This window comes from Paractinoplanes globisporus DSM 43857 (genome assembly GCF_000379645.1).
Lineage (GTDB): Bacteria > Actinomycetota > Actinomycetes > Mycobacteriales > Micromonosporaceae > Actinoplanes > Actinoplanes globisporus.
The window spans coordinates 264,963-291,211 of the sequence record NZ_KB903294.1 but is presented as its reverse complement, the minus strand read 5'-3'; the positions used below and the strand labels follow the sequence as shown (position 1 = coordinate 291,211).

Sequence of the window (26,249 nt, the reverse complement as noted above, 5' to 3'; positions counted from 1 at the left end):
TTATCCCCCTAGCGGTTGTACGCGCGCAGGCGGCGCGCCAGACGACGGAGCTGAGGCGCGAGCGCCGACTGCTTCGCCGCGGTCATCATGGAATTGCGTGCGCGTCGCACCACCCGGTACGCGCTGTTGCGGGTGACCACACCCTGGGCGACCATGACCTCGCCGGTCTTGGCCCGCCTCTTGTACTCGTCGTCGCCGCGGCCGAAGTCGATCCGTTCGATCCCCAGCTCGGGCGCGGCGCCGACCAGTTCCCGCAGCAGGATCCAGCCCGGCGCGAGCGCCGAGAACTGCGGATCGTAGACCGGGAACCACCAGTGCAGCACCCCGCCCGACCGCATGCCGAAGTGCGCGGCCAGCAGGTTGTCGCCGGCGTGCACTGTGGACAGAATGCCGGCGAACTCGGTGCCGCGAGTGTGCAGCAGGCGGGTCAGCAGCTCGACCCGCTCGGGCCGGGCGAAGTAGTCGACGGCGCCGGTCGCGGCGTACTGCCCGCGTTTGAGCTCCACCACGGCCGCGAGCGACTTCTCGTCCACGACGTCGGCGGCGAAGCGGATCGGGCCCAGCTGTTTCTCCGCCTTGTTCGTGCGGCGGCGGGCCTGGCCCATGTTGTCCTTGCCGCTCTTCGACGCGCGGGCCAGGTATCCCTCGAGCCCGCCGGTGGTGTCCACGTACGGCGACGGCCGGCTCGACTCGAACCAGGGCGCGAAGTCGTCGTTCGGCTCGAGCAGGTGGTCGAACGCGAACCGTTTCGCCCCGCCGGTGAGCAGTCGCGCCGCGGGGAAGGACGTGCCCGGGGCGAGGATCGGGCCCTGGAAGTCGGCGCCGGGCCAGCCGACCGGGCGCAGCACCCCGCCCTCGCGGTGCATCGGCAGCAGCGCGGCGACCTCGTCCCGCTCGTCGCGGCCGACGGCGACCTCGACCGGCTTGCCGGCGTGCACGGCCTCGGCGAAGCCGGGATGGAAGTACGGGCTGTCCAGCGCGGGGTTGGACGCCCGCAGCCGGTGCCAGGCGTCGAGCTCGGCGCCGGTGAGCGCGTCGAAGGCGACGGTACGCAAAGAGGCTATGCGGGTCACGGGCGCTCCCCGGTGAGTGAGGCGATCAAGGCCTCCCGGCGCGACGGGCGCATCAGGGTGGGGAAGGCCGCCCGGGACACCCGGCGGCCGGCGGCGGCGCGGATGCCCTCGCCGAGCAGCACGGCGCCGTGGTAGGCCGACCCGGCCACGGCGCCCCGGCGCCGCCGGAACAGCACCACCTTGTTGACCATCATCAGCGTGTAGAGCGCCGGGTTGACCGCGGACTCGCCGCCGATGTGCTCGACGACCGCGGCCGGCTCGTACCAGACCGTCCAGCCGCGGTCGGTGGCCCGCTGGCAGTACTCGGTCTCCTCGCTGTACAGCATGAACGACTCGTCCCACGAGCCCAGCTCGCGCATCGCGGCCGAGGACATCAGCAGGGCCGCGCCGGTCACCCAGGCCACCGGGCCGGGGGTGTCGTGCGACTGCGGGTCGTAGATCAGCTCGCCCAGGTTGCCTATCCGGCCCGCCCGGTCGCCGCCGATGATCGCCTCGGCCAGCGCGCGGCCGACCGTCGGGGTGCGGCGCAGCGTCGGCTGCAGCGAGCCGTCGGGGTTGAGCAGTTTCGGCGCCGAGAAGGCCCGGCCGGGCTGCCGCAGCGCGGCCGCGAGCACCCGCAGGGCGTCCGGCCGCAGCCGGCAGTCCGGGTTCAGCACCAGCACGGCGTCGAGCTTGCGCAGTTCCAGCGTGGCGACGGCGGCGTTGATCGCGGCGGCGTAGCCGGCGTTGCGGCCGAGCTCCACCACGCGGACCGGAACGTCCTGCGCGGCCTCGGCGATCGCGACGGAGTCGTCCCGCGACGCGTTGTCGGCGACGACGACCGTGGTCAGGTCGACCCCGGTCTGCGCGGCCAGCGAGCGCAGGCAGCCGTCCAGCACCTCGCCGCTGTTGAAGGTGACGACGATGGCCGCGACGCGGGCGACCCCGTCGTCCGGACGGTCACCGGGTTCGGGCATGGTCACGTGAGCTCCTCGTAGATCAGCCCTGGGCGTTGCTCAGCCACGGAAACGCTTGACGGTACGGGCCGCGACGTTGCGGGCGCGGCGGGGCAGGGACGGCCTGCCGTCGAGCACCTGGTCGATCCAGGCGATGTCGATGGTGCTGCGCAGGCTCGTCCGCGCGTGCAGCCACGCCTCGGACGGGGCGCGACCGGTGTCGCTGGTGTAGACCCGGGTGGCGCCGGCCTCGCGCAGCCGCCGCAGAACATGCCGGTCGTACGACCCGAAGGGGGCCGAGACCTCGGTGACGGGCCGCCCGGCGAAGTCGGCGAGCACCCGGCTCGCCTTGGTCATCTCGTCGGGCACCTGCTCGGGCGTGAGTTGCCGCCAGTCGCAGTGCGCCCAGCCGTGCGAGCCGAGGGTCATGCCGGCGGCGAGCAGCTCGCGCACACCGTCGTCGGTGAGCCGTCCCGGCTGCCCGAGCAGGCCCGCGGGCAGGAAGAACTGGGCGGTCAGGCCGCGCTTGAGCAGGTGCGGCAGGCCGATCTCGAGGTCCGACGCGTTGGCGTCGTCGAACGTGATGCGCACGTCGGTGCGGCCGGACACGGCGTCGAGGACGTCCTCGAGCTGCCGGACCGAGATCCAGACATCATCCTCACCCGGCTCAAGGGCCCGGATCGGCGTGCCGATGCCGTGCACGGTGAGAGTGACGGTCGATGGTGGATTGTTCACCAACAGAGTTCCCGCCGTTCAAGTCGTTTCGTTCGATTCGGGTCGCTGGCCCAGCAATCCTCAGGCGCTGCCGTAGACCGGCATATCGGTAGATCGGCCGAACCAAGTGCCTCTTCGTCGCTACGCTGGTCGGCCGTGGTTTAGCCGCGTGTCGGCATTCCGACTCAGCCGACCGGTCATATCTAGGACGCATTCGTCGCTCGGTCATGGCTGCGGTTACGGTGGTCCGGGCCGACTTCCGCGTGGTCCAATGCTTCGGTGCTTCAAGAGGAGTCCGGCGCCCGTGCCCGGCGCGTGGGTTCCGTGACAGGGTGTGAGTGAGCGTGACGACGAGCACGATCGGGCTGGCTGACCCGGCCGACCTGGAACCATCGCTGCTGTACGAGCGGACGTACGCCACACGCAGGCGGCCGACGTACATCGATGCCGCCGTGCTGCTGAGCTTCATGTTCCTGTTGCTGGCGTTCATCCCGGCCCGCGAGGTGCTGCCCGGCGCCACCGATGTCGGCCGTCCCGCGCTGGTCGTCGGTTTCCTGCTGTTCCTGTGGTGGGTGGTCACACGATTCCACCCCGGTGTGGTGATGCTGGGCCCGCAGCCGATCCGATGGGCGTTCTTCGCGTTCTTCGGCGTTCTGCTGATCGGTTACGCGGTCGGATTCCTCCGCGGTCTGACATCGATGGAAGCAAATGCCGCCGACCGTACCATGTTGTATTTCTGCACCTTCGGCGGGGCCGTGCTCACCGCGGCCGACGGGCTGCCCAACTGGCTGAAGCTACGGACCCTGCTCAAGGTACTGGTCGTCTCGGCCACCTTCGTCGCCGCCTTCGGTCTCGTGGAATACGTGCTGCAGCGCGACCTCAGCAACTACCTCCTGCTGCCCGGCCTGCAGGAGAAGGGCTGGGTGCCGGTCCTGGAGGACCGCGGCAGCGGGGTCCGGGTCGCCAGCACGACGTCGCACTACATCGAGATGGCGGCGTACCTCGCGCTGGTCCTGCCGTTCGCCATCCACTTCGCGATCTTCAGCCGGAAACCGAAGCGCCGCTGGATGGCGATCGCGGCCGCGGTCATCATCGCCGCCGGCATCGCCTCGACGATCTCCCGTACCGGCATCATCGCCGAGGTCATCATGTTCCTCGCGCTGATCCCGCTCTGGACCTGGCGGATGCGCTACAACATCGGCGTCGGAATCGCGATCCTGATCGCCGGCGCCGCGGCCGGCAACGGCGGCCTCACGCACACGCTGCTGCACCTTTTCGACAATCCGACCAACAACTCGTCGATCTCGGCCCGCTACGAGCGATATCCGCTGGCCTTCCGCTACATCGGCGAGAGACCGTGGCTGGGCCGCGGCACCGGCACCTGGGTGTCACCGCAGTACCAGATCATGGACAACCAGTGGCTGGAGACGTTGCTGAGCAACGGCTTCGTGGGCGCGGCGGCCTACCTGGCGCTGCACGTCACCGCCATCAGCGTCGCCTGGCTGGCGATGCGGCGCTCGCCCGACCGCGAGGTCAAGCACCTGTGCGCCGCGCTGATCTCCACCCAGTTCATGGGCCTCATCGTCGCCGCCACCTTCGACTCGCTGGCGTTCCTGACGTTCGCGACGACGCTGGCCCTGACGATCGGCATGTGCGGCACGGTCTGGCGCCTGACCCACCCCCAGCGCATGGTCCGCACGTCGGCTACCCGAGCCTTCGGCGGCCGCGCCGGCTGACCTCGCCCGCCGCGCCCCCCGTCCACGCCTGGTCGCGCGGGGCCGCGGCCGGTTGCGGGTGGCTGGCCTGTTCGCCACGGCCTGGTCTGTGCCTGGTTGCGGGGGCCGCGCCGGTCGCGGTAGCTGGGTGGTACGGCCCACCGCAACTGGCCCCACCCGCCGTAACCAGGCACGAGCCGGGTCACGCCAAGCCACGCGCGACCACCCACCCAGCCAGCCGTGCCGAACCAGCGCAAACCAGGCAAGATGTCCGAGCCGCGCAAGTCCATTCCCGGGCCGCGCGTCCAGGTGCGCAGAGCGGCGCGTATGGGTGCGCAGAGCGGCGCGTATGGGTGCGCAGAGCGGCGCGTATAGGTGAGCAGAGCGGCGCGTATAGGTGAGCAGAGCGGCGCGTCCAGGTAAGCAGAGCTGGGCGTATGGGTGAGCAGAGCTGGGCGTGTGGGTGCTCTGAGCTTCCCCCGGTTTTCCGGACACCATCGCTGAGGGAGGAGTTCGGATGCCCGCACCACACCCGCCGGAGTTTGGTGAACGCGCGGTCGAGTTGGCCCGTCAGGGCGAGAAACCGGTCCGGCAGATTGCCCGGGAGTTGGGGATCTCCGAGTCGTGTCTGCGGAACTGGCTGGCCGCGCCGATGCGGACGAGGGCCGTCGTGACGACCGGTTGTCCAGTGATGAACGCGCTGAGCTGGCCGTGTTGCGGCGGGAGAAGCGCCGGTTGGAGACCGAGAACGAGATCCTGCGCAAGGCCGCGGCCTATGTCGCGCCGGACAACGTCCTTCCAAAATGATCTACCCGGTCGTCCCCGAACTCGCCGCGGGCGGGATCGCGGTGGCGGCGGCGTGCCGGGTGCTGGGCGTGTCCACGTCGGGGTTCTATGTCGCGCGGGACTACGGGTCGCGCGTATAGGTGCGCAGAGCAAAGCGCAGGGCCCCCGCTCCGGCCGGGGAGCGGGGGCCCTGCGCTTTGCCGTGAAGAAGGTCAGTCGAGCGCGACCGCCGGTGCCGCCTGCTTCCGCCGGAGGGCGAGGCCGATCCACTCGCGCAGCTGGGCGCGGGGGATAGCGGCGGGCACGTAGACGAGCAGGCCCACCGTGCCGCCGACCGCGAGCTGGGTGAACGCGTACGGGCCACCGAGGAATTTGACCGCGACCGTGGTCACCAGGCCGGCCAGAACGGCGGCCAGGACCGGCCGGACTATGCCGGCGGCGACCGGGCGCAGCGAGACGTTGCTGCGCCGCAGGGCCAGCGCCGCTAGCGGCACGGCCACCAGGAAGCCGACGCCGGTCTGGGCGATGGCGGCCCCGTGGATGCCGCCCTGCTGGGTGGCCAGCCACAGCGCCGGGAAGAGCACGATGGCCCAGCCCAGGTTGAGCCACAGCGTCGCCTTGGTGGCGCCGGCGCCCATCAGAGCGTCCATGCACAGGCCGGTGATCATGCGGACCAGGGTGAGGCCGACCAGGATGCGCAGCACGGCCGCGGCCGGGCTCCACTCGTGGCCGTACAGCAGCTCGATCAGCGGCGCCGCGAGCACCGACGTCAGCGCGACGATCGGCGCCACCACGGTCACCAGCAGGGGCATCGACCGTTGGACGCCGTCGTTGAGCGCGTCGTCGTGGTGCTCCGACAGCCGCGAGAAGCCGGCCACCGAGACGTACCGGATGGCCTGTCCCAGCGTGTTCTGCGCCCAGCTGGCCACGTTGAAGGCGAGCAGGTAGAAACCGACGAGGACCGGGCCGGTGAGGTGGCCGATGATCGTGAACTGGACGTTCGTGACGACGGCCTCGACGCCGAGGCTGGCCGCGAGGGGGACGCCGAAGATCAGCAGCTTCTTGGCGATCGCCCGGTCCAGCCCGTACCTGAACGGCACGTCGCCGAACTTGAAGATCAGGATGCCGGTGACCAGCGCGTTCGCGACCTGGCCCCAGGCGAAGGCGTACGGGCCGGCGCCGCCGACGGCCAGGCTGATCGCTACCGCCGCGTTCACCACGAGGCCGATCGAGTTGGCGGTCACCAGTTTGCCCTGCTGGAAATTTCGCATGAGCGCGCCGGCTCTGACCGCCGTCACCCCGTCGATCACGATGATCAGCGCGAGGATGCGGACGACCGGGGTGGCCGACGCGTTGCCGGCCGCCTCGGCGAACATCGGCGCGACCAGCCAGAACAGGCCGTAGATGCTGGTCGCCAGCACCATCGCGAGGGTGGCCGCGGTGGGCGACATCTCCTCGAGCTTGCCCCGCCACTGCACGGTCGCGGCGATGAGGCCGACGTCGTTGATGTGCATCAGCACGGCCGTGGCGGCGATGGCGATGGCGTACACGCCGAAATCGGCGGGCGCCAGGATGCGGGCCAGGGCGAGGCCCATGGCGAAGGAGCCCATCTTGGTCACGAATGTGCCCAAGAGGCTCCACCGCAGGCCCCGCCCCGCCTTCTGACCGATCGACTCGGTTACGCCAGGCTCGGCGATCGCCGTCTCGGCGGTCACCGCACCCCTGCCGTGTCGGCGTTCCGGGTCGGCGTGTTCGTCGTTTCCACTCTCTCCAGCCAAATTTCCCGCCAGTACGAGGGGATCTCCCGCGGGCAGCTCCCGCTGAACGCACCCTCGCAGACGACTCCCTCGAGCACGATGCAGGGCGACTTCATGTGCAGCATCTTGCCGGTGTGCTCGTCGATGATGTTGTTTACCCGGCGGGCGACCCGGACCGTGCGCCCGCAGAAGCGCGCCATCTCCGCGTCGATGCCGAGACCCCGGTTGAGCAGGTCGGCGTTGATGGTCTGCTCGATCTCCTCGCGCGACTTGATCCGTACCCACTCGCCGGGCTGCAGGCCGAGCTCCTGGGTCGGGGTCTTGCCGGGCGCGCGGCCGACCAGCGTGCCCCAGTGCTTGCCGCCCTTCACGCGCAGGCCGCGCGGCAGGACGTCCTGCATCCGGTTGTACACGCCGGCGGCGAGGGCCCGCCCCGACTGGAACGCGCTCACGTTGCCGCTGCGGAAGTCGTCGAGGTACTGGCCGAGGTTGAGGATCGGGAGACCCTCGGGCGTCGCGTTGAGCATCTCGGTGGCCTGGCAGCGGTAGCGCGGCTCGCCGTCGTCGCCGTCGGGACGCCGGCTGGCGATCTGCAGCAGCGGCTGAAGGCGAGGCTCGTTGTGGGCGACCACATCGGGGGTGGCGTCGGGGGAGTCCACGTGCTTGATCCAGGCGTGCTTCCAATAGATCATGCACTGCGCCTCGCAGCCGCCGTGCGCGGCGCCGGTGCAGCGCACGCCCTCGAGATGGACGGCGCTCTCCATCTTCCGGATGCCGCTGCGGCTGAGCGTGTCGCAGGCCTTGTGGGCGACCTTGCCGACCCGCAGGCGCTTGCCGCAGTACTCCAGCATCTCGGTCATGAACGGCATCTTGTCCAGGGCGCCGTTCTCGTCGAGGGTGGCGAGGATCTCGGCCTCGCTGAGCACCTCGACCACGTCGCCCACCTTGAAGGCGAGAGCAGTCATCGGGCGTTCTCCGTCCAGCGCAGGTCCGAGCCGATCTTGCCGGCGGCGTGCAGCGCGTTGATCTTCTTGAGCCGCTGGTGCCGCTCGCCGAACAAATCATCGAGCGAGAGTCCGTACGCCTTGTACTTCTCGACGAGCTGTTCGATGCCCTTGCGTACGGTCCACTGCGGTTTGAACTCGGGCACCTCGGCGGCAATCCGGTCACAGGAGACCCGGTAGTTGCGGGCGTCGGCGCCGGCGCCCTCGGCGAACGTGACCTCGCCGCCGACGACCTCCTGCACGAGGTTCGCGACGTCGCGGATCAGGTAGTTCTCGTCCGAGTGGCCCACGTTGAACGGGCGGGCGTGCACCGTCTCGCGGGGCGCCTCGAGCAGCGCGATGAACGCCGAGGCGATGTCGTCGGCGTGCACCAGCGGACGCCAGGCCATCCCGTTGCTGCGCAGGCCGATGTTGCCGGCCAGCAGCGCGTGCCCGACCAGGTCGTTGACGACCAGGTCGCCGCGCAGGCGGGGGGAGAAGCCGTAGGCGGTGGCGTTGCGCAGGAAGGTCGGCGAGAAGTCGTCGTCGGCCAGCCCGACGAGGTCCTGCTCCGAGAGGATCTTCGATTCGCCGTACGGGGTGAGGGGCGCGAAGGCCGCGTTCTCGTCGAGCGGCGCGTCGTCCGTCCCGGCGCCGTAGAGGCTGCACGACGACGAGAACAGGAAGCGGGTCACGCCGGCGTCCTTGGCCGCTTTCGCCAGCCGGACCGTGGAGCGGTGGTTCACGTCGTACGTCAGCTCGGGGTCGAGGTCGCCGAGCGGGTCGTTGCACAGAGCCGCGAGATGCATGACCGCGTCCGGCGCGACCTCGGCGAGGTGGTCCTTGGTGACGTCGCGCAGGTCGACCCGCAGCGCCGGCACGTCCTCGGGCACCGGGCCGATGGTCCCGTCGGCGAAGAGCCCGGTGTCGAGGCCGACGACCTCGTGCCCGGACTCGATCAGTCGGGGAACCAGCACACTACCGAGGTAGCCCTCGTGGCCGGTTACGAGAACTCGCATGCAGAACTCCAGGGTTCGGGCGCCGGAAGGGGCGCACGGATGTTATGCAGTGGCGTTGTGCCGCCGACAGACTCGCCAAGCGTTTCTGGCGTGAATGGCCGGCACAACCACACGATTGACCACTGATCTCGGGCTTTCGGTCAGTACGCGCCCGAGCTGCGGACGACGGCGCTGACCGTGCGGGCGAGGATCGCCAGGTCCATGACCAGCGACCAGTTCTCCACGTACGTTAGGTCGAGGCGAATCGACTCGTCCCAGGAAAGGTCGGAACGGCCGGAAACCTGCCACAGACCGGTCAGGCCGGGCTTGACGACCAGGCGGCGGCGCATGTCGGCCGGGTAACCGGCGACCTCCCGCGCGAGCGGCGGGCGGGGCCCGACCAGCGACATGTCGCCCTTCAGCACGTTCATCAGCTGGGGCAGCTCGTCCACCGAGAGGCGGCGCAGCCAGCGGCCGACCGGCGTGATCCGCGGGTCGTTGCGCATCTTGAACAGCTCGCCGTCGGTGTCGTTGAGGTTGCGCAGTTCCTGCAGGCGCGCCTCGGCGTTGACCACCATCGTCCGGAACTTGTACAGCATGAAGGGCCGGCCATCCCTGCCGACCCGTTCCTGTTTGAAGATGACCGGTCCGCGGCCGCCGGGCCCGAACTTCACCAGGGCCGCCACCACGAGCAGGAACGGCAGGCTGAACGTCAGCAGCATGAAGGCGCCGACCCGGTCGAACGCCTCCTTGATCACCCGGGAGCTGCCCTTGAGCCGCGGGTGCTCGATGTGCAGCATCGGCAGGCCGTCCACCGGGCGGATCGTGGTGCGGTCGCCGGCCACGTCGACCAGGGTGCTGGCCACGATCAGGTCGATCTCGTCCCGCTCGAGCTGCCAGGCGAGCCGGCGCAGCGCGGGGCCGTCGATCTCGGGGCAGGACAGCACGACCACCGTGTCGGCGCCGGAGAGGCTGACGGCGAGCGCGACGTTGTCGAAGTCGCCGTAGACCTCGGGTAACCCGGGCACCCCGCCGGAGGTCTGGGTGGCGGGCACGCAGGCGCCGACGATGCCGAGGCCGTGGTGGCTCTCCCGGTGCAGCCGCCGGCTCATGTCGGCGACCGCGCTGGCGTGCCCGACCAGGATGACCCGGTGCAGCCGCCGGCCGTCGGCCCAGGAACGGTGCAGCAACTGGCGGAAGAGAAAGCGGGCGCCGACCGACAGGACGGTGGCCATCGGCAGCGCGATGATCACGTACCCGCGGGCCAGCCGGAGGTCGAGCGCGAACGAGAAAATGGCGAGCGTGGCCGTGAGGCCTAATCCGGATCGGACTACTCGCGCGTATTCGTCGGTGCCGACGAACAGGTGCCGCGCCTCGTACGCCCGGTTTATCGCGAGGATCGCGATCCAGGTGAGCGGGAACAGAGCCGTCAGCAGCAGATAGTTCCAGAGGAACGGCTGGACGCCGTATGAGCCGAATCGCAGGAACAGGGCGGAGGACGCCGCGACGAGGCCGACCAGGTAGTCGATCAGGTACAGGGTCTTCGCGTACCGTCCGCGCCAGTCGGTGCGGGTTACAGGCGCCCGGAACTCAGCGGGACGTACCGCTGTGAAACGCGGTGCCTCTTCGGTGATCTCGACGGCCGATCTTGGGTCGATCGTCTGCACGCCTAGCCTCCGTCATTGATGGCGGTCAACCACGGTCCGTTTTTCCGCCCTCTCCGGGCAAGCCGGCTGCGGGTGGAGCGTATCTGAGTGAGAATTCGCCGCCGGGGGGACACCCCGGCGACTTCATCGGAGAGCCTGCGCAATCGTGTGGGCCCGCCGCTACACCTTTCCGTGCGAGAGGACTGGCGAATCGGAGGATGCGGTTTCCAAACGGGGCCCAGGCCGGGCAAATCGGGCGTAACAGACTAGTTCCATAAATCGGATCCAAGCGTGCCGGAATTCGGGATCAACCCAGTAACCCATACTCCGTCGGGCGGTTCGGGTCAATCGTCCGAAGAGGACGGCGGAATGTATTAAATCCGACTACGTTGCGCGACATAGCTGTTACAGATTGCGTAATCCGGCAATAGTCCGGCGTCCAGCGCCTCGGCCAGCGTCGGCGCGGCCGCGTCCTTCGTGGACAGTTGCGGCTCGGCGACCGGCCAGGCGATGTCCAGGGCCGGGTCCAGCGGGTTGATCCCGTGCTCGTGGCCGGGGCGATAGACGCTCGAGCACAGGTACGTCACGGTGGCGCCCTCGGTCAGCGCGCAGAACGCGTGCCCCAGCCCCTCGGCGAGGTAGACGGCCCGGCGCTCCCGGTCGTCGAGCGGCACCGCTTCCCAGGCGCCGAACGTGGGGGACCCCACCCGGATGTCCACGATCACGTCGAGTATCGAGCCGCTCACGCAAGTGACATATTTGGCCTGCCCGGGGGGCACGTCGGCGAAATGGATGCCGCGTACCACCTCCCGGGCCGAGGCGGACAGGTTCGCCTGGGCGAGGTCGAGGGGGTGCCCGACGACCTCGGCCAGCTTGTCGAAGCGGTACCACTCGAGGAACGTGCCCCGGTCGTCGCCGTGCTGGACCGGGGTGATCTCGTACGCGCCCTCGATGGTCAACGGCGTGATCTTCACAGCGCGCCACCGTACCGGCCGCTGTCCAGCAGCCTCACAAGATAGTCACCGTACCCGCTCTTGAGCAGGGGCGTGGCCAGTTCGCGCAGCTCGTCGTCGGAGATGAAGCCCAGCCGCCAGGCGGCCTCCTCGACGCAGCCGATCTTGAGGCCCTGGCGCTCCTCGATGACCCGGACGTACTCCGACGCCTGAACCATCGACTGGAACGTGCCCGTGTCCAGCCAGACCGTGCCCCGATCGAGAACGGTCACCTCGAGCTTGCCCCGCCGCAGGTAGGCCTCGTTGACCGCGGTGATCTCCAGCTCGCCCCGCTCGCTGGGCACCAGTTCCTCGACGATCCGCACCACGTCCGCGTCGTAGAAATAGAGGCCGGGCACCACGTACGTCGACTTGGGCTTCTCGGGTTTCTCCTCGATCGACAGGACCTTGCCGCTCTCGTCGAACTCGACGACGCCGTACCGCTCGGGGTCGGCCACTGGGTACGCGAAGACGCGCCCGCCTTCCGGCCGCGTGAAGTTGGCCAGCCGCCGTCCGAGCCCGACCCCGTGGAAGACGTTGTCGCCCAGCACCAGCGCGACCGGCTCGTCGCCGATGAAGTCCGCGCCGATCCTGAACGCCTGGGCGATCCCGTCCGGCCGCGCCTGCTCGGCGTAGGTCAGGGAGAGCCCGAGCCGGCTGCCGTCGCCGAGCAGGCGCTCGAACAGCGGCCGGTCCTCGGGCGTGGTGATCACGAGGATCTCCCGGATGCCCGCTGATACCAGAGTGGTCAGGGGGTAGTAAATCATCGGCTTGTCGAAAATCGGCATCAACTGTTTCGACATCGCCATGGTTATCGGCCAGAGCCGAGAGCCGGTTCCACCGGCGAGAAGAATTCCGCGCACCGAAGGAGACTAAACGGGGGCTCCGGTACGGGTACACTCGCCAGCCGTGCAGATCTTCGTGACCGGGGGTGCCGGTTTCATCGGCTCGGCCTACGTTCGAGCCCTCTTACAGGATGAATTCGCTGGTGCGCAGGGCGCAACGGTGACCGTTCTGGACCTCCTGTCCTACTCCGGTAATCGCGACAACCTTCCATTGACGGATCCCCGACTACGCTTTGTGCAGGGGGACATCACAGATTCCGCCCTGCTGCGGGAGCTGCTCCCCGGTCACGACGCGATCGTCCATTTCGCGGCGGAATCGCACGTCGACCGCTCGATCGCGGGCGCGCTGCCGTTCGTGACCACCAACGTGCTGGGCACCCAGACGCTGCTCGACGAGGCCCGCTCCGCCGGTGTCGGCCGGTTCCTGCACGTCTCCACCGACGAGGTGTACGGCTCGATCGCCGAGGGCTCGTGGACCGAGACCTGGCCGTTGGAGCCGAACTCGCCGTACGCGGCCTCCAAGGCCTCCTCCGACCTGATGGCGCTGGCCGCCCACCGCACGCACGGCATGGACGTGGTGGTCACCCGCTGCTCGAACAACTACGGGCACCACCAGTTCCCGGAGAAGGTCATCCCGCTGTTCGTCACCAACCTCATGGACGGCAAGCAGGTGCCGCTCTACGGCGACGGTGGCAACATCCGCGACTGGCTGCACGTCTCCGATCACTGCCGGGGCATCCAGCTGGCGCTGGAGAAAGGCCGGGCCGGCGAGGTCTACAACATCGGCGGCGGCACCGAGCTGAGCAACCGAGAGCTGACCGAGCGGCTGGTGGCCGCCTGCGGCGCCGGCTGGGAGATGGTGCGCCAGGTGCCCGACCGCAAGGGCCACGACCGCCGCTACTCGCTCGACATCACCAAGATCAGCAATGAGCTTGGGTACGCGCCGCAGATCACGCTGGAGGACGGGCTGGCCGCCACCGTCGCCTGGTACCGCGACAACCGGGCCTGGTGGGAACCGCTCAAGGCGCGGGCGGCCCTCTGATGCGCTGGCTGGTCACCGGCGCCGGCGGCATGCTCGGCCGCGACCTGCTGACCGCGCTGGCCGAGGCGGGTGAGGCGGACGTGGTGGCCGCGACCCGGGCCGACCTCGACGTCACCGACCCGGCGGCGGTGCGCGACGCGGTTGACGGCGCCGACCTGGTGCTCAACGCGGCCGCCTGGACCAACGTCGACGGCGCCGAGACCGAGGAGGAGGTCGCCACCGCGGTGAACGGCCTCGCCGTGCGGACGCTCGCCGAGGCGGCCGGCAAGCGCCTGCTGAGCGTCTCCACCGACTACGTCTTCGAGGGCTCGGCCACCGCGCCGATCCCCGAGGACACCGCTCACGCGCCGATCAACGCGTACGGCCGGAGCAAGGCGGTGGGGGAGCGGGCGGTGCTCGCCGCCGGCGGTTACGTCGTGCGTACGGCCTGGCTCTACGGCGAGCACGGCCCGAACTTCGTGCGCACCATGCTGCGGCTGGCCGCCGACCGGGACACTCTCGAGGTCGTCGACGACCAGCGCGGCTCGCCGACCTGGTCGTTCGCGCTCGCCCGGCAGCTGGTCGCGCTGGGCCGTGCGGCGGTCGCCGGGAACGCCCCGCCCGGCGCCTATCACGGCACGGCGTCCGGCGAGACGACCTGGTTCGGCCTGGCCCGGGCGGTCTTCGAGGAGGCCGGCCTCGACCCGGCGCGGATCCGGCCGACCACCAGCGACAAGTACGTCCGTCCGGCTCGCCGCCCGGCGTACAGCGTGCTCGGACACGACCGCTGGGCCGGCACCGGCGTCGACCCCCTGCCCGACTGGCGGCCCATGCTCACCGAGGCGATGCCCTACCTGAGCAAGTAGAGGTTTCCGACACTGATGTATTCGGGGCGCCCTCTCGTCCCTCTTGTGCATGTGGCTCCGTCGGAAAGGGGACATCGGGCGGTACGTCCGGGTTACCCCGGTCACCCGTGTTTCGCGGTCGGCCGAACCGTCTGGGCCGCTCAGGCGTTTGTCAGGTGAGGCCCGCAGGGGTCACCGGTCATCGATTCCGGCGAAAACCCGGAGGCGATCAGTGGCGAGCGAGGCGCACCCTGAGGCCTGTAACCGCACACGACATCGGAGATGATCGAAATGCGAACCCAGCTTCTCGCCGCCCGCGCCGCCGCCCTCTTCGCCAGCGACCTGCCCACCGGGTCCCGTCCCGCCGCCGGCACCATCCGCTCGGCGATCGCCGCCTCCGTCCACGCATGCGGCGGCACCCGCGGCTGTGTGGCCCTGATGGCCGCCGCCTACGGGGACTACCCCGAGACCGCCGCTCCGCGCATGCGCTGGGCGCTCAGCCTGGTCTCTCTAGCGCCCGCCGCGGCCCAGCCTCCGGAGCCCGATCGGGAGCTCGTCGCCGCTTGACCGGTCACCGGATTTGCCTCCTGAGAACTCACTGAGTGATCGGCGTCACCCTGTCGGAAAACGGGATGCCGCGCGACCTGCATCAATGGCAGGATCCAGGCCATACACACAGTGATCGCGATCTCTGGAGCACTTCGTGACTGAACAAGCGGCGGCGCCGCCCGAGAAGCTGGACGCCGCAGTATTCAAGATCGCCGGCGTCGTGGTGCTCGGCGCCGTGATGTCCATCCTCGACATCACGGTCGTGAGCGTCGCCCTGCCGACCTTCCAGATCGAGTTCAACGCGACCTACGCACAGGTCGCCTGGACCCTCACCGGTTACACGCTGGCCCTCGCGACGGTGATCCCGCTCAGCGGCTGGGCGGCCGACCGGTTCGGCACCAAACGGCTGTACATGATGGCGCTCGTCCTGTTCACCGCCGGCTCCGCTCTCTGCGCGACCGCGACCTCGATCGAGCAGCTCGTCGGCTATCGGGTGCTCCAGGGCCTCGGCGGCGGCATGCTGATGCCGCTCGGCATGACGATCATGACGCGCGCGGCGGGCCCGAAACGGATCGGCCGGCTCATGGCGGTCCTCGGCATCCCGATGCTGCTCGGCCCGATCGGCGGCCCGATCCTCGGCGGCTGGCTGATCGAGGCGGCGAGCTGGCACTGGATCTTCCTGATCAACGTGCCGATCGGCGCGGTGGCCCTGGTGTACGCGTACTTCGCGCTGCCGAGGGACAACCCGTCGCCGTCCGAGTCCTTCGACTTCATCGGCATGCTGCTGCTGTCCCCGGGTCTCGCGCTGTTCCTGTTCGGCGTCTCCTCGCTGCCACAGGAGGGCACGTTCTCGGCGCCGAGGGTCTGGATCCCCATGCTGGTCGGCGCCGTCATGATGATCAGCTTCGTGTTCTACTCGTTCAAGCCCCGGCATCCGCTGCTCGACCTGCGGCTGTTCAAGAACCGCAGGCTGACGGTCTCGACCGTCGCGCTGTTCGTCTTCATCATCGCGTTCATGGGCGCCGGCCTGCTGTTCCCCAGCTACTTCCTGCAGATCCGCGGCGAGTCCACGCTGCACGCCGGCCTGCTGATGGCTCCACAGGGCCTCGGCGCGATGATCACGATGCCGATCGCCGGCACGCTCGCCGACCGCGTCCCGGTCGGGCGGACGGTGCCGTTCGCGATGGCGCTGATCGCCATCGGCTTCTTCACGTTCACCCAGGTCGGCGTCGACACGTCGTACGTGTTGCTGTGCGGCTCGCTGTTCGTGATGGGTCTCGGCATGGGCGGCACCATGATGCCGATCATGACCTCGGCGCTGCGCACGCTCGATCACCAGGACGTGGCCCGCGGCTCCACGCTGGTCAACATCCTGCAGCAGATCGGCGGCTCGATCGGCACCGCGACCATGTCGGTCATCCTGACCACCCAGCTCAACGGCTCGCCCGACATCCCCGGCCTGACCAACCCGAAAACCGGTGACCCGATCACCGAGGCGGGCGCCGCGATCGCCCACCAGCAGGGGGTAAACCTTCCGCTCCCGGCCGACCTGCTGGCGCGCGGCCTGCAGTTCGCCGCCGACTCGTTCGCCACGACGTTCACGGTCGGCTTCGTCCTGGTGCTGGCGACGTTCATCCCGATCGCCTTCCTCCCGCGCAAGAAGGAATCGGTCACCGACGGCCCGTCCGGCTACGACGTGGCCGAGACCCCGGTGATGACCCACTGACGTTCTCAGGTCGGCCGCCTCCGGGCGGCCTTCCTCCCTTCACCGCAACCCGCGATCACGGGGTGAGGGCCGCGATGCCAGCCGCATCGCGGCCCTCACCCCGTGTCGTTCCCCCGGGTCAGGCGAAGACTTCGCCGGCTCGGGCCTTGGCCAGTAGCAGTGGCGGAGGGGCGAAGCGGTCGCCGTAGCGGGCGGCCAGTTCGCGGGCGCGGTCGACGAAGCCGGGCAGGCCGCCGGGGTACTGGTTGATGTACTGCAGGACGCCGCCGGTCCAGCCGGGATAGCCGATGCCGAGGATCGAGCCGACGTTGGCCTCGGGTACCGAGTTGAGCACGCCCTCGTCGAGGCACTTCACGCTCTCCAGGGCCTCGATGAACAGGAAGCGCTCCTTGAGATCGTCGAACGGGACCTTCACGTCGGGGCGGGCGAAGGCGGACAGGCCGGGCCAGAGGCCGGTGCGCTTGCCCTCCGCGTACACGTAGAAACCGGCGCCGGACGAACGGCCCGGACGGCCGAAATCGTCGATCATGCGATCGATGACCTCGTCGGCGGGATGGGGCACCCAGGCGTCGCCGGCGGCGGCCTGGTACTCGCGGCGGATCTTGCGGGGGAGGGTGAGGGTGAGCTCGTCCATGAGCGCCAGGACCGGCGCGGGATAGCCCGCCTGGCTGGTGGCCTGCTCGATGCTGGCCGGCGGTACCCCCTCGGCCAGCATCGCCAGGCCCTCGTTGGTGAAGGTGCCGATCACCCGGCTCGTGAAGAAGCCGCGGCTGTCGCCGACCACGATCGGCGACTTGCGCAGCAGCGCGGCCACCGCGAGCGCCCGGCGTACGGCCTCGTCGCCGGTCTTCTCGCCGGGGATGACCTCGACCAGCGGCATCCTGTCGACGGGGGAGAAGAAGTGCAGGCCGATGAAGTCGGCCTGGCGGCTGACGCCCTCGGCCAGCAGGGTGATCGGGAGCGTCGACGTGTTCGAGCAGAGCAGCGCGTCGGGCGCGACGACGTCCTCGATCTCGGCGAAGACGCGGTGCTTGAGCGCCACGTCCTCGAAAACGGCCTCGATCACCAGGTCGGCGCCGGCCAGGTCGGCCACGTCGGCGGTCGGCGTGATCCGGGCCAGGAGCTCCGGCTTCGTCGTCAGCCTTTCCGAGTACGCCTTGCCGCGTTGCGCCGCCGCAAGGGTGACGTCGCGCAGCACCACGTCGAGACCGGCGCGGGCACAGACGTACGCGATGGCGGCGCCCATCATGCCGGCGCCGAGCACCGCGACCTTGCGCACCGATGGCACCTCGCCGACGTCGCGCTTGTTCACCGCGTTGAGGTCGTAGAAGAACGCCTGGATCATGTTCTTCACGGTCTGGCCGGTGGCGAGGCCGGCGAAGTAGCGGCTCTCCACGACGAACGCGGTGTCGAGGTCGAGCTGCGCGCCCTCGACGGCGGCGCAGAGGATGGCGCGCGGCGCGGGATAGGGCGCGCCCTTGAGCTTCTTCCGCAGGGTGGCCGGGAAGGCCGGGAGCTGCGCGGTCGGGACACCACCGGGGATCTTGTAGCCGGGCCGATCCCAGGGCTGCGCGGCGTCCGCATTGTCGTGGATCCACGCCCGCGCCGCCGTGATCAGAGCCTCGGGGGAGTCGGCCAGTTCGTCGATCAAGCCGAGTTCGAGCGCCCGGGCCGGCCGGTGGCGGGTGCCGGTCAGCAGCACCTCGGTCAGGGCGGTGGCCAGGCCGAGCATCCGGACGGTCCGCACCACGCCGCCGCCGGCCGGCAGCAGGCCCAGGGTGACCTCGGGCGCTCCGACCTGCAGGCTCGGGTCGTCGAGCGCGATCCGCCGGTGGCAGGCGAGGGCGATCTCGAGCCCGCCGCCGAGCGCCGACCCGTTGAGCGCCGCGACCACCGGCCGGCCCAGCGTCTCGAGGCGGCGCAGGTCGGCCTTGACCTGGGTGGCCCGGTCCAGCGCCGCCTGCGCCTGGTCCGGTCCGATCGCCCGGAGGCGGTCGAGGTCGCCGCCCGCGAACCAGGACTTCTTGGCCGAGGTGACGATGACCCCGGTGATCGTGTCGCGCTCGGCCTCGAGACGGTCGACGGTGGCGGCCATGCTGCGCACGTACGCGTCGTTCATGGTGTTGGCGCCGCGCGCCGGATCGTCCAGGGTGAGCACGACGATGCCGTCCGCGCCCTGATCCCAGCGGATCGTCCCGGTCATCGGATCACCTCCACGATCGTGGCCGCGCCCATCCCGCCGCCGATGCAGAGCGTCGCCATCCCATACCGGCCGCCGCGCCGTTCGAGCTCGTCGACGAGCGTGCCGATGATCATCGCGCCGGTCGCGCCGAGCGGGTGGCCGAGCGCGATCGCGCCGCCGTTGACGTTGACGATCTCGGGGTCGAGCTTGAGGTCGTCGATGAAGTGCAGCACCGCGGACGCGAACGCCTCGTTCATCTCGACCAGGTCGAGGTCGTCGACGGTGAGTCCGGCCCGGTCGAGCGCCTTGCGGCAGGCCGGCGCCGGCCCGGTCAGCATGATCGTGGGATCGGCGCCGCTGAGCGCGGCCGAGACGATGCGCGCGCGAGGCGTCAGCCCGGCCCGCTCGCCGGCCGCCGGCGAGCCGACCAGCACCAGTGCGGCGCCGTCGACGATGCCCGACGAGTTGCCAGCCGTGTGGACGTGCTCGATCCGCTCGATCCAGTGGTATTTCTGCAGCGCCACGGCGTCGAAGAAGTCCATCTTCGCGAACGAGGGCGGCAGCGCGGCCAGCCCCTCCGGCGTTGTTTCGGGGCGTACGTGCTCGTCGTGGTCGAGCACGACCAGGCCGTTGAGGTCGCGCACCGGCACCACCGACCGGTCGAACCAGCCGTTCGCCACGGCGTGGACGGCCCGTTGCTGCGAGCGCAACGCGTACGCGTCGACATCCTGCCGGGTGTAGCCGTCCATGGTCGCGATCAGGTCGGCGCTGATGCCCTGCGGCACGAAGCCCGTGGCCAGGTTCGTCTCGGGGTCGAGCGCCCACGCCCCGCCGTCGGAGCCCATCGGCACCCGCGACATCGACTCGACGCCGCCGGCCAGCACGATGTCCTCCCAGCCGGAGCGGACCTTCTGCGCGGCGAGGTTCACCGCCTCGAGCCCGGACGCGCAGAACCGGTTGACCTGCAGCCCGGCCACCGTGTCGGGCAGGCCGGCGGCGAGGGCCGCGGTCTTGGCGATGTCGGCGCCCTGCTCGCCGACCGGGGAGACGACGCCGAGCACCACGTCGTCGATGGCGGCCGGGTCGAGGCCGGGCGATCGCCGGAGCAACTCGTCGATGAGGCCGGTGACCAGCGAGATCGGTTTCGTGCCGTGCAGCGATCCGGTCTTCTTCCCCCGCCCCCGGGGTGTGCGCACGGCGTCGTAAATAAACGCTTCCTGGCCGCGAATCATGGTTAACTTATTCACGTCTTTCGGCTTGCTGTCAAGGCCATCGATGTCCGTCTGAAGCGAATCGGGGCTAACTCGCGTACGCTGTGCCGGTGCAGAGCCCCACGGTCGGCCGCCGTCGGCCGAAGGATCGCAAGGACCGGATCGCGCAGGTCGCGGCCGAGTTGTTCTGCGAGCGGGGCTACCACGGCGTCAGCCTCGAGGAGATCGCCGCGGTGGTCGGCATCAGCGCCCCCGCGGTCTACCGGCACTACGAGAACAAGTACGCGATCCTCGTCGCCGCCACCCGCGAGCTGGTCGCCGCGACGCTCAACGCCACCGACGTGGTCGGGTTCGACGCGATGCTCGACGCGTTCGCCGCCGTCGCCGTGACCCACCGCAAGACAGTCGGGCTGTACCAGTGGGAGTGGCGCTACCTCACCGAGGAGCATCGCCGCGAGTTCGGTGACGATCTCGGGCGGCTGCTGCACCGGGTCGCCGAGCCGCTGGCCGCCGCCCGGCCCGCGTTGTCACCGGCCGACGCCGAGGCGCTGGCCCGGGCCGCGCTCAGCGTGTTCGGCAGCCTCGGCACCCACCGGGCGGTGATCGCGAAGGGCCGGGCCGAGCAGGTGCTGCGCCGGGCCGCCGCGGCCGTGCTGGCCACCGAGCCGCCGACGCCCGCCGCGGTGCCGGCCGCCGTGACGCCGCCGCCGGTCCGGGTGGGCGGGCGCCGCGAGATCCTGCTGGCCGAGTCGATCCGGCTGTTCCGCCGCCGGGGGTACCACGCCGTCAACATCGAGGACATCGGCCGGGCCGCGGGCATCAACGCGTCCAGCGTCTACCGCTACTTCCCCGGCAAGGGCGACATTCTCGCGGCGGCCTTCTACCGCGCCTCGGAGCGGGTCACCGAGGCGACCGCGGTCGCGCTGAACGGCGCCGCGGACGGCGCCGACGCCCTGCACCGGATGGCCGAGTCCTATGTGGAGCTCACCTTCGAGCGCAGCGATCTCGTCTCGGTCTACCTCGCCGAGAACAACAACCTGCCCGAGGCCGACCGGCACGAGCTGCGCAAGGTGCAGCGGCTGCACGTGGAGGAGTGGGTGCGCCTGGTGGTCGCCGTCCGGCCCGGGCTCGCCGCCTCCGAGGCGCGGGTGCTGACGCACGCGGCGCTCAACCTGGTGGCGGACCTGGGCCGGTGGGTCCGCTTCGACCGTCGCACGGCGATGGACCGTCACCTCGTACGGCTGATAGAAGTTGTTCTTTGGTCTTAAGTTAATCTCGTTTCACAGGTTCTACCTGGTCAAAGGTCTGATTGATCGCGCATGCGCGTCGGGGGCTTCCCAAGAAGTTAACCGTCGTTTACGTTGCCGGAATGGAAGACGGTCTCTTCGACGACGCCGCGGTCATCCGCCGGGTGGCGCGCGAGGGGCTGATGCTGGCCGGGGGCGGCCGGGCGACGCTGCTCCAGATCGCGCACCCCGGCGTCGCCCGGGGCGTCCACGACCACAGCGATTTCGCCGGGCGCCCGCTCGATCGCCTTCGCAAGACCATGATCTACGTGTACGGGGTGCTCTTCGGCACCCGGGACGAGGCGCGGGCTATCAGTCAGGCCGTTGCCGCCATGCACCGGCGGGTCACCGGGCCGGGTTACCGCGCCGACGACCCGGAGCTGCAGGTCTGGGTCAACGCCACGCTCTACGACACCGCCATGGTTCTCTACCAGCGGGTCGTCGGTCCGCTGCCCACGGCCGACGCCGACGTCTGCTACCAGCAGTACAGCGTGCTCGCGACGTCGATCGGATGCCCCGGGTCGGCGTGGCCCGCCGATCGCGCGGCGTTCACCTCGTACTGGGAAGAAATGGTGGTGAACTTGCGGGTCGGCGCCGAGGCCCGGGTGATCGGCAATGCGCTGATGTGGCCGCGGAATCTGCCGGTCGCGCTGCGGCCCGGTGTTCCGCTCAACCGGTTCGTCACGATCGGGCTGTTGCCGGCGCCGATCCGCGAGGGCTATCACTTCCGCTGGTCGCGGCGGCGCGAACGGCTGCTCGACGGGGGGCTGTCGGCCGCGTCCGTCGTCTATCCCCACCTGCCGCACGTCCTGCGGGACGCGGCGAAGGACTACTACCTGAACGATCTCCGCCGGCGGTTCGCCCGGCGGCGCACCCCCATAGCAGCCGACGGCTGAGGAGGCCAGCGAATGGACCATACGTTAGCCCAACAGTGCGCCGAAAAAGCGGGAGGTCTGACCATTCCCGCCCTGCTGCACCGCAACGCGACCGAGTTCGCCGGCCTGCCCGCCCTGAGCATGCTCGGCGGCTCCCGCACCTACACGTGGGGCGAGCTGGGCGACGAGGTGGCGGCGCTCGCCCGCGGCCTGTCCGAGGCGGGGCTGCGCGCGGGCGACCGCATGCTGATCATGATGCCGGGGCGGCCCGAGCACTGGATCGCCGATCTCGCGGCGGCGCATCTGGGGGCGGTGCCGTCGACGGTGTACGCGACGCTCTCCCCGGATCAGCTGCACTACCTGGCCGAGCACAGTGGAGCGACGTTCCTGGTTCTCGAGTCGGCCGAGATGGCCGCGCGCTGGAAGCCGATCCTCGACGCGTTGCCGACGCCGCCGCGGGTGCTGGTGGTCGGCGAGTCGCTGCAGGACGTCGCCTCTCGGGGTGCCGAGCTTCATCGGGCCGATCCGTCGGTGTTCGCCGAGGCGTGGCGCCGGGTGCGCGCCGATCAGCCGGTGACGTTGCTGTACACGTCGGGGACCACGGGGGATCCCAAGGGCGTGGTGCTGACGCATCAGAACGTGATCTATCAGTCGGTCGTACTCGAGGCGACCGTCTCCACGCCGGATCATCCGGAGTCGCTGGCCTATCTGCCGCTTGCGCACATAGCGGAGCGGATGCTGGGGATCTACAACCCGATCTACCGGGCGGGGCACGTCACGATCTGCCCCGACCCGGCGCAGCTGCTGACGGGGCTCGTCACGGTCCGGCCGGTGTCGTTCTTCGGGGTGCCGCGCATCTGGGAGAAGATGGTGGCCGGGTTGCAGGGTCAGCTCGCGGCGGCCGATCCGCCGGTGCAAGCGGCGGTGGCGGCGGCCAGTGCGGTCGCGTCGCAGGTCCATGAGCTCCGGGAGGCTTCCCTCCCGATCCCTCCCGATCTTTCCGCGCGTTTCGATGCGCTTGACGCGCAGGTGCTCCGGCCGCTCCGGGCCCGGCTCGGGCTCGACAAGATGATGTGGGCGGGGAGCGGCGCCGCGCCGATTCCGGTGGAGGTGCTGCGTTACCTGGCCGGGATCGGCCTGGACGTCCTCGAGGTGTGGGGGATGACCGAGACGACCGGCACCGCGACAATCAACACACCCGACCATTTCCGTACGGGGACGGTGGGGCGGCCCAATCCGGGGATGGAGATCCGGCTCGTGGAGGACGGGGAGATCTTCGTACGGGGGCCATTGGTCTGTGCCGGATATCTGCAACCCGGGGGTGGGGTAGCCCCGGTCGTGGACGCCGACGGGTGGCTCGCGACCGGGGACGTGGGCGTGCTCGACGCGGACGGGTATCTCACGATCACCGACCGGAAGAAGGAACTGATCATCACGTCGGCCGGGAAGAACATCTCGCCGGCCCAGATCGAGAATCTGCTGCGCGCTCATCCGTTGATCGCTCAGGCCGTCGCCATCGGTGACCGGCGGCCGTATGTGACCGCCCTGATCGTCCTGGACGAGGAGACGGCACCGTTGTGGGCGCGCGCTCGCGGCATTTCGGATATTTCCGTTAATTCGCTTGCGTCGTCGCCGGTCGTGCTCGAGGAGATCGGGGCCGCGGTGGCCTCGGCGAATGATCACCTGGCGCGGCCCGAACAGGTCAAGTCGTTCCGGGTGCTGCCCACGGCGTGGACGCCGGTGACCGGTGAGCTCACCCCGACCCTCAAGCTCCGGCGGCGGGTCGTGCAGGAGAGGTACGCGGACGTCATCGACGAGCTCTATTCCGGACCAGCCGCCGGAGATTCCTGACCCGCCCCTGCCGCCGAGCCCCGATTTTTGTCATACCCCAGGGGCAAGCTGTCCGCATGAATCCCATCGTGGTCAATCCGGGGTCTGTCCTCACCCCGGCCCGTCAGAGAGCCGTGCCCCGGGCCTTCGCGCGACCATCCAGCTTTCCGCCCAGGCCACCGCCGATCGACCGTCCGCGCCGGCGGGCCCGGGCGTTCGGCCGGGCGGGCGCGGCGTGACCGTTCGTGCCGGCGGGCGTGGACCGGTGCGGGCGCGCGGCCGGTCAAGCGCGGCGTGGGCGTCGCGCGGGCGGGTGCGTTCGCGTGGGGCGGGTGGGGCGCTCGGCCGGTCCGGCGCGGCGTGAGCGTTCGCGCTGGCGGGCGTGGGCTGGTGGTGGCGCGCGGGCAGGCAGGCGCGGCGGGTGCGTTCGCGTGGGCGGGTGCGTTCGCGTGGGCGGGTGGGGGCGTTCGGCTGGGCGGGCGCGGCGTGAGCGTTCGCGACGGCGGGCGTGGGCTGGTGGTGGCGGGCGGGCAGGCAGGGCGTTGGCGTCCGCGTCGGTGGGTGCGGGCGCGCGGGCTGGTCAGGCGCGGCGTAGGTGTTCGGCGGGGAGGTCTTCGCGTGGGGCGGGGGCGCCCAGGTTGGCGGGGATGTAGCCGGTGGGGTAGCCGGGGTAGGTGCGGTTGCGCTTGGAGATACCCAGGACCGAGCGACGGCGGGGTGGGGCCAGGCGCAGGGCGGCCGCGCGGGCGCGTAGGCCGGCGGCGGCGGAGGCTCCTACCCAGGCGGGGGCCGGGTCGAAGCCGAAGGCTCGCAGCATGGGCTCGTCGAGCATGCCTCGGACGCCCAGGCGCACGGCCGGGCGCAGGAAGGAGGGGAACCAGGCGGCGAAGAGGCCGACCGTGTAGTTGCCTATTCGGCGGTTGGTGTCGGAGTAGACGAAGTGGCGGGACTCGTAGTCGTGCTTGAAGGCGGCGTAGTTCTCGTAGGTCGCGGGGATGTCGCGGATGCCCATGCGGGTGCCGACGGCGCGGTAGTAGTGGAACGCGGCCAGGCGCTCGTGGTCGTGCAGGGGTCGCCAGCCGTACTTGCCGAGCCAGGCGATGGGGTCGTAGATGAAGGTGGACAGGACGTACAGCATGTCGTCGTTGGTGATGGCGTAGCGGCCGTGGGCCCGGTTGACGACTCGGAGGGCCTCGCGGCCGCGGGGTGAGTCGTAGCCGTGGGCGGCGATCTCGGCCATCAGGAGGGAGGTGTCGTCGTAGCGCTTCTGCGGGCGGTTCTCGAACTCGCCGGTGGCGGCCAGCAGGCGGGAGATGCTTGGGACGCAGTAGGTGCGGAACAGGGCGAACTCCAGCGCGCGGGTGTAGTCCCACGGGAACTCGAGGCCGACCGAGATCTGGTAGATCTCCAGGTGGTCGCGCTCGGGGTCGAGGGCGGCGATTCGGTTCAGGTTGCGGTAGCGGCTGCGCACTAGCTCATCAACTCCCTCACCCGGGCCGGTGCGTTCCAGGATCTCGGCGAGCCGGGCCGGCGGCAAGCGGATCGCCCCGAACTTCTCGTTCTTTGATATTTGATATGGTCGGTCGGATGCGACCCCAGTTGGCCGACGAGGTGGCGACCGCGCTGCGGGAGCGGATCATGTCCGGTGACCTGCGGCCGGGCGCGCGGATCCGGCTCGAGGAGGTCGCCGCCCAGCTCGGCGTGAGCATCACGCCGGTGCGCGAGGCGCTCTTGACGCTGCGCGGCGAGGACATGGTCGAGCTGCAGCCGCGCAAGGGGTACGTGGTGGCGCCGCTGTCCAAGCAGGACGTCGCCGACCTCTTCCAGCTGCAGGGGGACATCGCGGGGGACCTGGCCGCCCGCGTCGCCGAGCGGATCACCGAGGCGCAGACGGGCGAGCTGATCGTGGCGAACCGGGCACTGCTGCGTGCTGCGCGGGGTCGCAAGGTCGAGGAGGTCGAGCGACTGGAGTACGAGTTCCACCGCACGATCAACCGGCTCGCGCAGGCGCGCAAGCTGAGCTGGTTCCTGCACACGGCGACCCGCTATACCCCGGCTCGCTTCTACGCCGCCGACCCGGCGTGGCGCGACGGCATGCGCGCCGACCACGACCGTCTGCTGGCGGCCTTCGGCGACCGCGACCCGATCGCCGCCCGTGCCGTGATGACCGCTCACTTCACCGACGGCGCCGCGCTGCTCATCAAGCATCTGGACGACCTCGGCATCTGGACCTGACCCGCAAACCCCGCCACCCCTCGCCATCGCGCGCCGAGCGGTCAC

Annotated in this window: 23 protein-coding genes and 1 pseudogene; 12 read left to right on the top strand and 12 right to left on the bottom strand. The window is 70.2% G+C overall.

Annotated features, from left to right (window positions below; translation table 11 throughout):
* Positions 1-8: 8 nt before the first annotated feature.
* The 3 genes from A3CQ_RS0101240 to A3CQ_RS0101230 are packed head-to-tail and all read right to left on the bottom strand — an operon-like array spanning position 9 to position 2,743.
* Entirely contained in the window at positions 9-1,073 is a 1,065-nt protein-coding gene (locus A3CQ_RS0101240; RefSeq protein ID WP_245576966.1) for a GNAT family N-acetyltransferase, read from the bottom strand.
* Positions 1,070-2,029 carry a glycosyltransferase family 2 protein gene (locus A3CQ_RS0101235; protein WP_040431481.1) on the bottom strand — a complete coding sequence of 320 codons (960 nt, stop codon included), beginning with the start codon at positions 2,027-2,029 and terminating at the stop codon, positions 1,070-1,072. Before A3CQ_RS0101235 ends, A3CQ_RS0101240 begins: the two co-directional genes overlap by 4 nt.
* Before the next feature lie 39 nt (positions 2,030-2,068).
* Positions 2,069-2,743 (bottom strand): polysaccharide deacetylase family protein, encoded by a 675-nt coding sequence (locus tag A3CQ_RS0101230; RefSeq protein WP_157295143.1) that lies wholly within the window; start codon positions 2,741-2,743, stop codon positions 2,069-2,071.
* A 323-nt stretch (positions 2,744-3,066) separates the two neighbouring features.
* Between A3CQ_RS0101230 and A3CQ_RS0101225 the strand changes: the two genes are divergently transcribed.
* The 4 genes and pseudogenes from A3CQ_RS0101225 to A3CQ_RS63535 all read left to right on the top strand — a co-directional run bounded on the left by A3CQ_RS0101225 (position 3,067) and on the right by A3CQ_RS63535 (position 5,363).
* Positions 3,067-4,458 carry an O-antigen ligase family protein gene (locus A3CQ_RS0101225; RefSeq protein WP_026205177.1) on the top strand — a complete coding sequence of 464 codons (1,392 nt, stop codon included), beginning with the start codon at positions 3,067-3,069 and terminating at the stop codon, positions 4,456-4,458.
* Between the two features lie 496 nt (positions 4,459-4,954).
* Positions 4,955-5,038 (top strand): annotated as a pseudogene (locus A3CQ_RS63975) (hypothetical protein); the annotation flags it as partial.
* Positions 5,039-5,061: 23 nt separating this feature from the next.
* A complete protein-coding gene (locus tag A3CQ_RS62465) occupies positions 5,062-5,244 on the top strand; it encodes a hypothetical protein (RefSeq protein WP_245576965.1) in 183 nt (60 codons plus the stop codon).
* Positions 5,241-5,363, top strand: a complete 123-nt coding sequence (locus tag A3CQ_RS63535; protein WP_020509085.1) for a hypothetical protein — start codon at positions 5,241-5,243, stop codon at positions 5,361-5,363. The genes A3CQ_RS62465 and A3CQ_RS63535 overlap by 4 nt, the downstream gene beginning before the upstream one ends.
* A 72-nt stretch (positions 5,364-5,435) precedes the next feature.
* On the opposite strand, the gene A3CQ_RS62460 is transcribed toward A3CQ_RS63535, so the two are convergent.
* From A3CQ_RS62460 to rfbA, 6 genes are all read right to left on the bottom strand, one after another.
* Entirely contained in the window at positions 5,436-6,938 is a 1,503-nt protein-coding gene (locus A3CQ_RS62460; RefSeq protein WP_020509084.1) for an oligosaccharide flippase family protein, read from the bottom strand.
* A complete protein-coding gene (locus tag A3CQ_RS62455) occupies positions 6,935-7,945 on the bottom strand; it encodes a hypothetical protein (protein WP_020509083.1) in 1,011 nt (336 codons plus the stop codon). The genes A3CQ_RS62460 and A3CQ_RS62455 overlap by 4 nt, the downstream gene beginning before the upstream one ends.
* A complete protein-coding gene (locus tag A3CQ_RS0101200) occupies positions 7,942-8,982 on the bottom strand; it encodes an NAD-dependent epimerase/dehydratase family protein (RefSeq protein ID WP_026205176.1) in 1,041 nt (346 codons plus the stop codon). The genes A3CQ_RS62455 and A3CQ_RS0101200 overlap by 4 nt, the downstream gene beginning before the upstream one ends.
* A 140-nt stretch (positions 8,983-9,122) precedes the next feature.
* Entirely contained in the window at positions 9,123-10,628 is a 1,506-nt protein-coding gene (locus A3CQ_RS0101195) for a sugar transferase (protein ID WP_020509081.1), read from the bottom strand.
* 353 nt (positions 10,629-10,981) lie between these two features.
* Positions 10,982-11,581 carry a dTDP-4-dehydrorhamnose 3,5-epimerase family protein gene (locus A3CQ_RS0101190; RefSeq protein ID WP_020509080.1) on the bottom strand — a complete coding sequence of 200 codons (600 nt, stop codon included), beginning with the start codon at positions 11,579-11,581 and terminating at the stop codon, positions 10,982-10,984.
* Positions 11,578-12,462 (bottom strand): glucose-1-phosphate thymidylyltransferase RfbA, encoded by an 885-nt coding sequence (rfbA, locus tag A3CQ_RS0101185; RefSeq protein WP_026205175.1) that lies wholly within the window; start codon positions 12,460-12,462, stop codon positions 11,578-11,580. The genes A3CQ_RS0101190 and rfbA overlap by 4 nt, the downstream gene beginning before the upstream one ends.
* A gap of 46 nt (positions 12,463-12,508) precedes the next feature.
* Here rfbA and rfbB point away from each other — a divergent pair, with 46 nt between their 5' ends.
* The 4 genes from rfbB to A3CQ_RS0101165 all read left to right on the top strand — a co-directional run bounded on the left by rfbB (position 12,509) and on the right by A3CQ_RS0101165 (position 16,585).
* A complete protein-coding gene (rfbB, locus tag A3CQ_RS0101180; RefSeq protein ID WP_026205174.1) occupies positions 12,509-13,486 on the top strand; it encodes a dTDP-glucose 4,6-dehydratase in 978 nt (325 codons plus the stop codon).
* Positions 13,486-14,331 carry a dTDP-4-dehydrorhamnose reductase gene (gene rfbD / locus A3CQ_RS0101175; RefSeq protein ID WP_020509077.1) on the top strand — a complete coding sequence of 282 codons (846 nt, stop codon included), beginning with the start codon at positions 13,486-13,488 and terminating at the stop codon, positions 14,329-14,331. The genes rfbB and rfbD overlap by 1 nt, the downstream gene beginning before the upstream one ends.
* Before the next feature lie 270 nt (positions 14,332-14,601).
* Complete coding sequence (locus tag A3CQ_RS0101170) at positions 14,602-14,877, top strand: hypothetical protein (RefSeq protein WP_020509076.1); 276 nt, start codon at positions 14,602-14,604, stop codon at positions 14,875-14,877.
* A 136-nt stretch (positions 14,878-15,013) separates the two neighbouring features.
* Positions 15,014-16,585, top strand: coding sequence for a DHA2 family efflux MFS transporter permease subunit (locus A3CQ_RS0101165; protein ID WP_020509075.1), 1,572 nt, complete (start codon positions 15,014-15,016; stop codon positions 16,583-16,585).
* A 118-nt stretch (positions 16,586-16,703) separates the two neighbouring features.
* Here A3CQ_RS0101165 and A3CQ_RS0101160 read toward each other — a convergent pair whose 3' ends face one another.
* Positions 16,704-18,788 (bottom strand): 3-hydroxyacyl-CoA dehydrogenase NAD-binding domain-containing protein, encoded by a 2,085-nt coding sequence (locus A3CQ_RS0101160; RefSeq protein WP_020509074.1) that lies wholly within the window; start codon positions 18,786-18,788, stop codon positions 16,704-16,706.
* On the bottom strand, positions 18,785-19,999 hold the full coding sequence (locus tag A3CQ_RS0101155; RefSeq protein WP_026205172.1) for an acetyl-CoA C-acetyltransferase: 1,215 nt from the start codon (positions 19,997-19,999) through the stop codon (positions 18,785-18,787). The genes A3CQ_RS0101160 and A3CQ_RS0101155 overlap by 4 nt, the downstream gene beginning before the upstream one ends.
* 89 nt (positions 20,000-20,088) lie before the next feature.
* Between A3CQ_RS0101155 and A3CQ_RS0101150 the strand changes: the two genes are divergently transcribed.
* The 3 genes from A3CQ_RS0101150 (at position 20,089) to A3CQ_RS0101140 (ending at position 23,990) form a co-directional block, all read left to right on the top strand.
* A complete protein-coding gene (locus A3CQ_RS0101150) occupies positions 20,089-21,246 on the top strand; it encodes a TetR/AcrR family transcriptional regulator (protein WP_245576964.1) in 1,158 nt (385 codons plus the stop codon).
* Between the two features lie 101 nt (positions 21,247-21,347).
* Positions 21,348-22,160, top strand: coding sequence for an oxygenase MpaB family protein (locus A3CQ_RS0101145; RefSeq protein WP_020509071.1), 813 nt, complete (start codon positions 21,348-21,350; stop codon positions 22,158-22,160).
* Between the two features lie 12 nt (positions 22,161-22,172).
* On the top strand, positions 22,173-23,990 hold the full coding sequence (locus A3CQ_RS0101140; protein WP_020509070.1) for an AMP-dependent synthetase/ligase: 1,818 nt from the start codon (positions 22,173-22,175) through the stop codon (positions 23,988-23,990).
* Between the two features lie 559 nt (positions 23,991-24,549).
* Here the strand turns inward: A3CQ_RS0101140 and A3CQ_RS0101135 are convergent.
* Positions 24,550-25,440 (bottom strand): oxygenase MpaB family protein, encoded by an 891-nt coding sequence (locus A3CQ_RS0101135; protein WP_020509069.1) that lies wholly within the window; start codon positions 25,438-25,440, stop codon positions 24,550-24,552.
* Positions 25,441-25,556: 116 nt separating this feature from the next.
* Here A3CQ_RS0101135 and A3CQ_RS0101130 point away from each other — a divergent pair, with 116 nt between their 5' ends.
* Positions 25,557-26,204, top strand: a complete 648-nt coding sequence (locus tag A3CQ_RS0101130; RefSeq protein ID WP_245576963.1) for a GntR family transcriptional regulator — start codon at positions 25,557-25,559, stop codon at positions 26,202-26,204.
* Positions 26,205-26,249 lie beyond the last annotated feature (45 nt).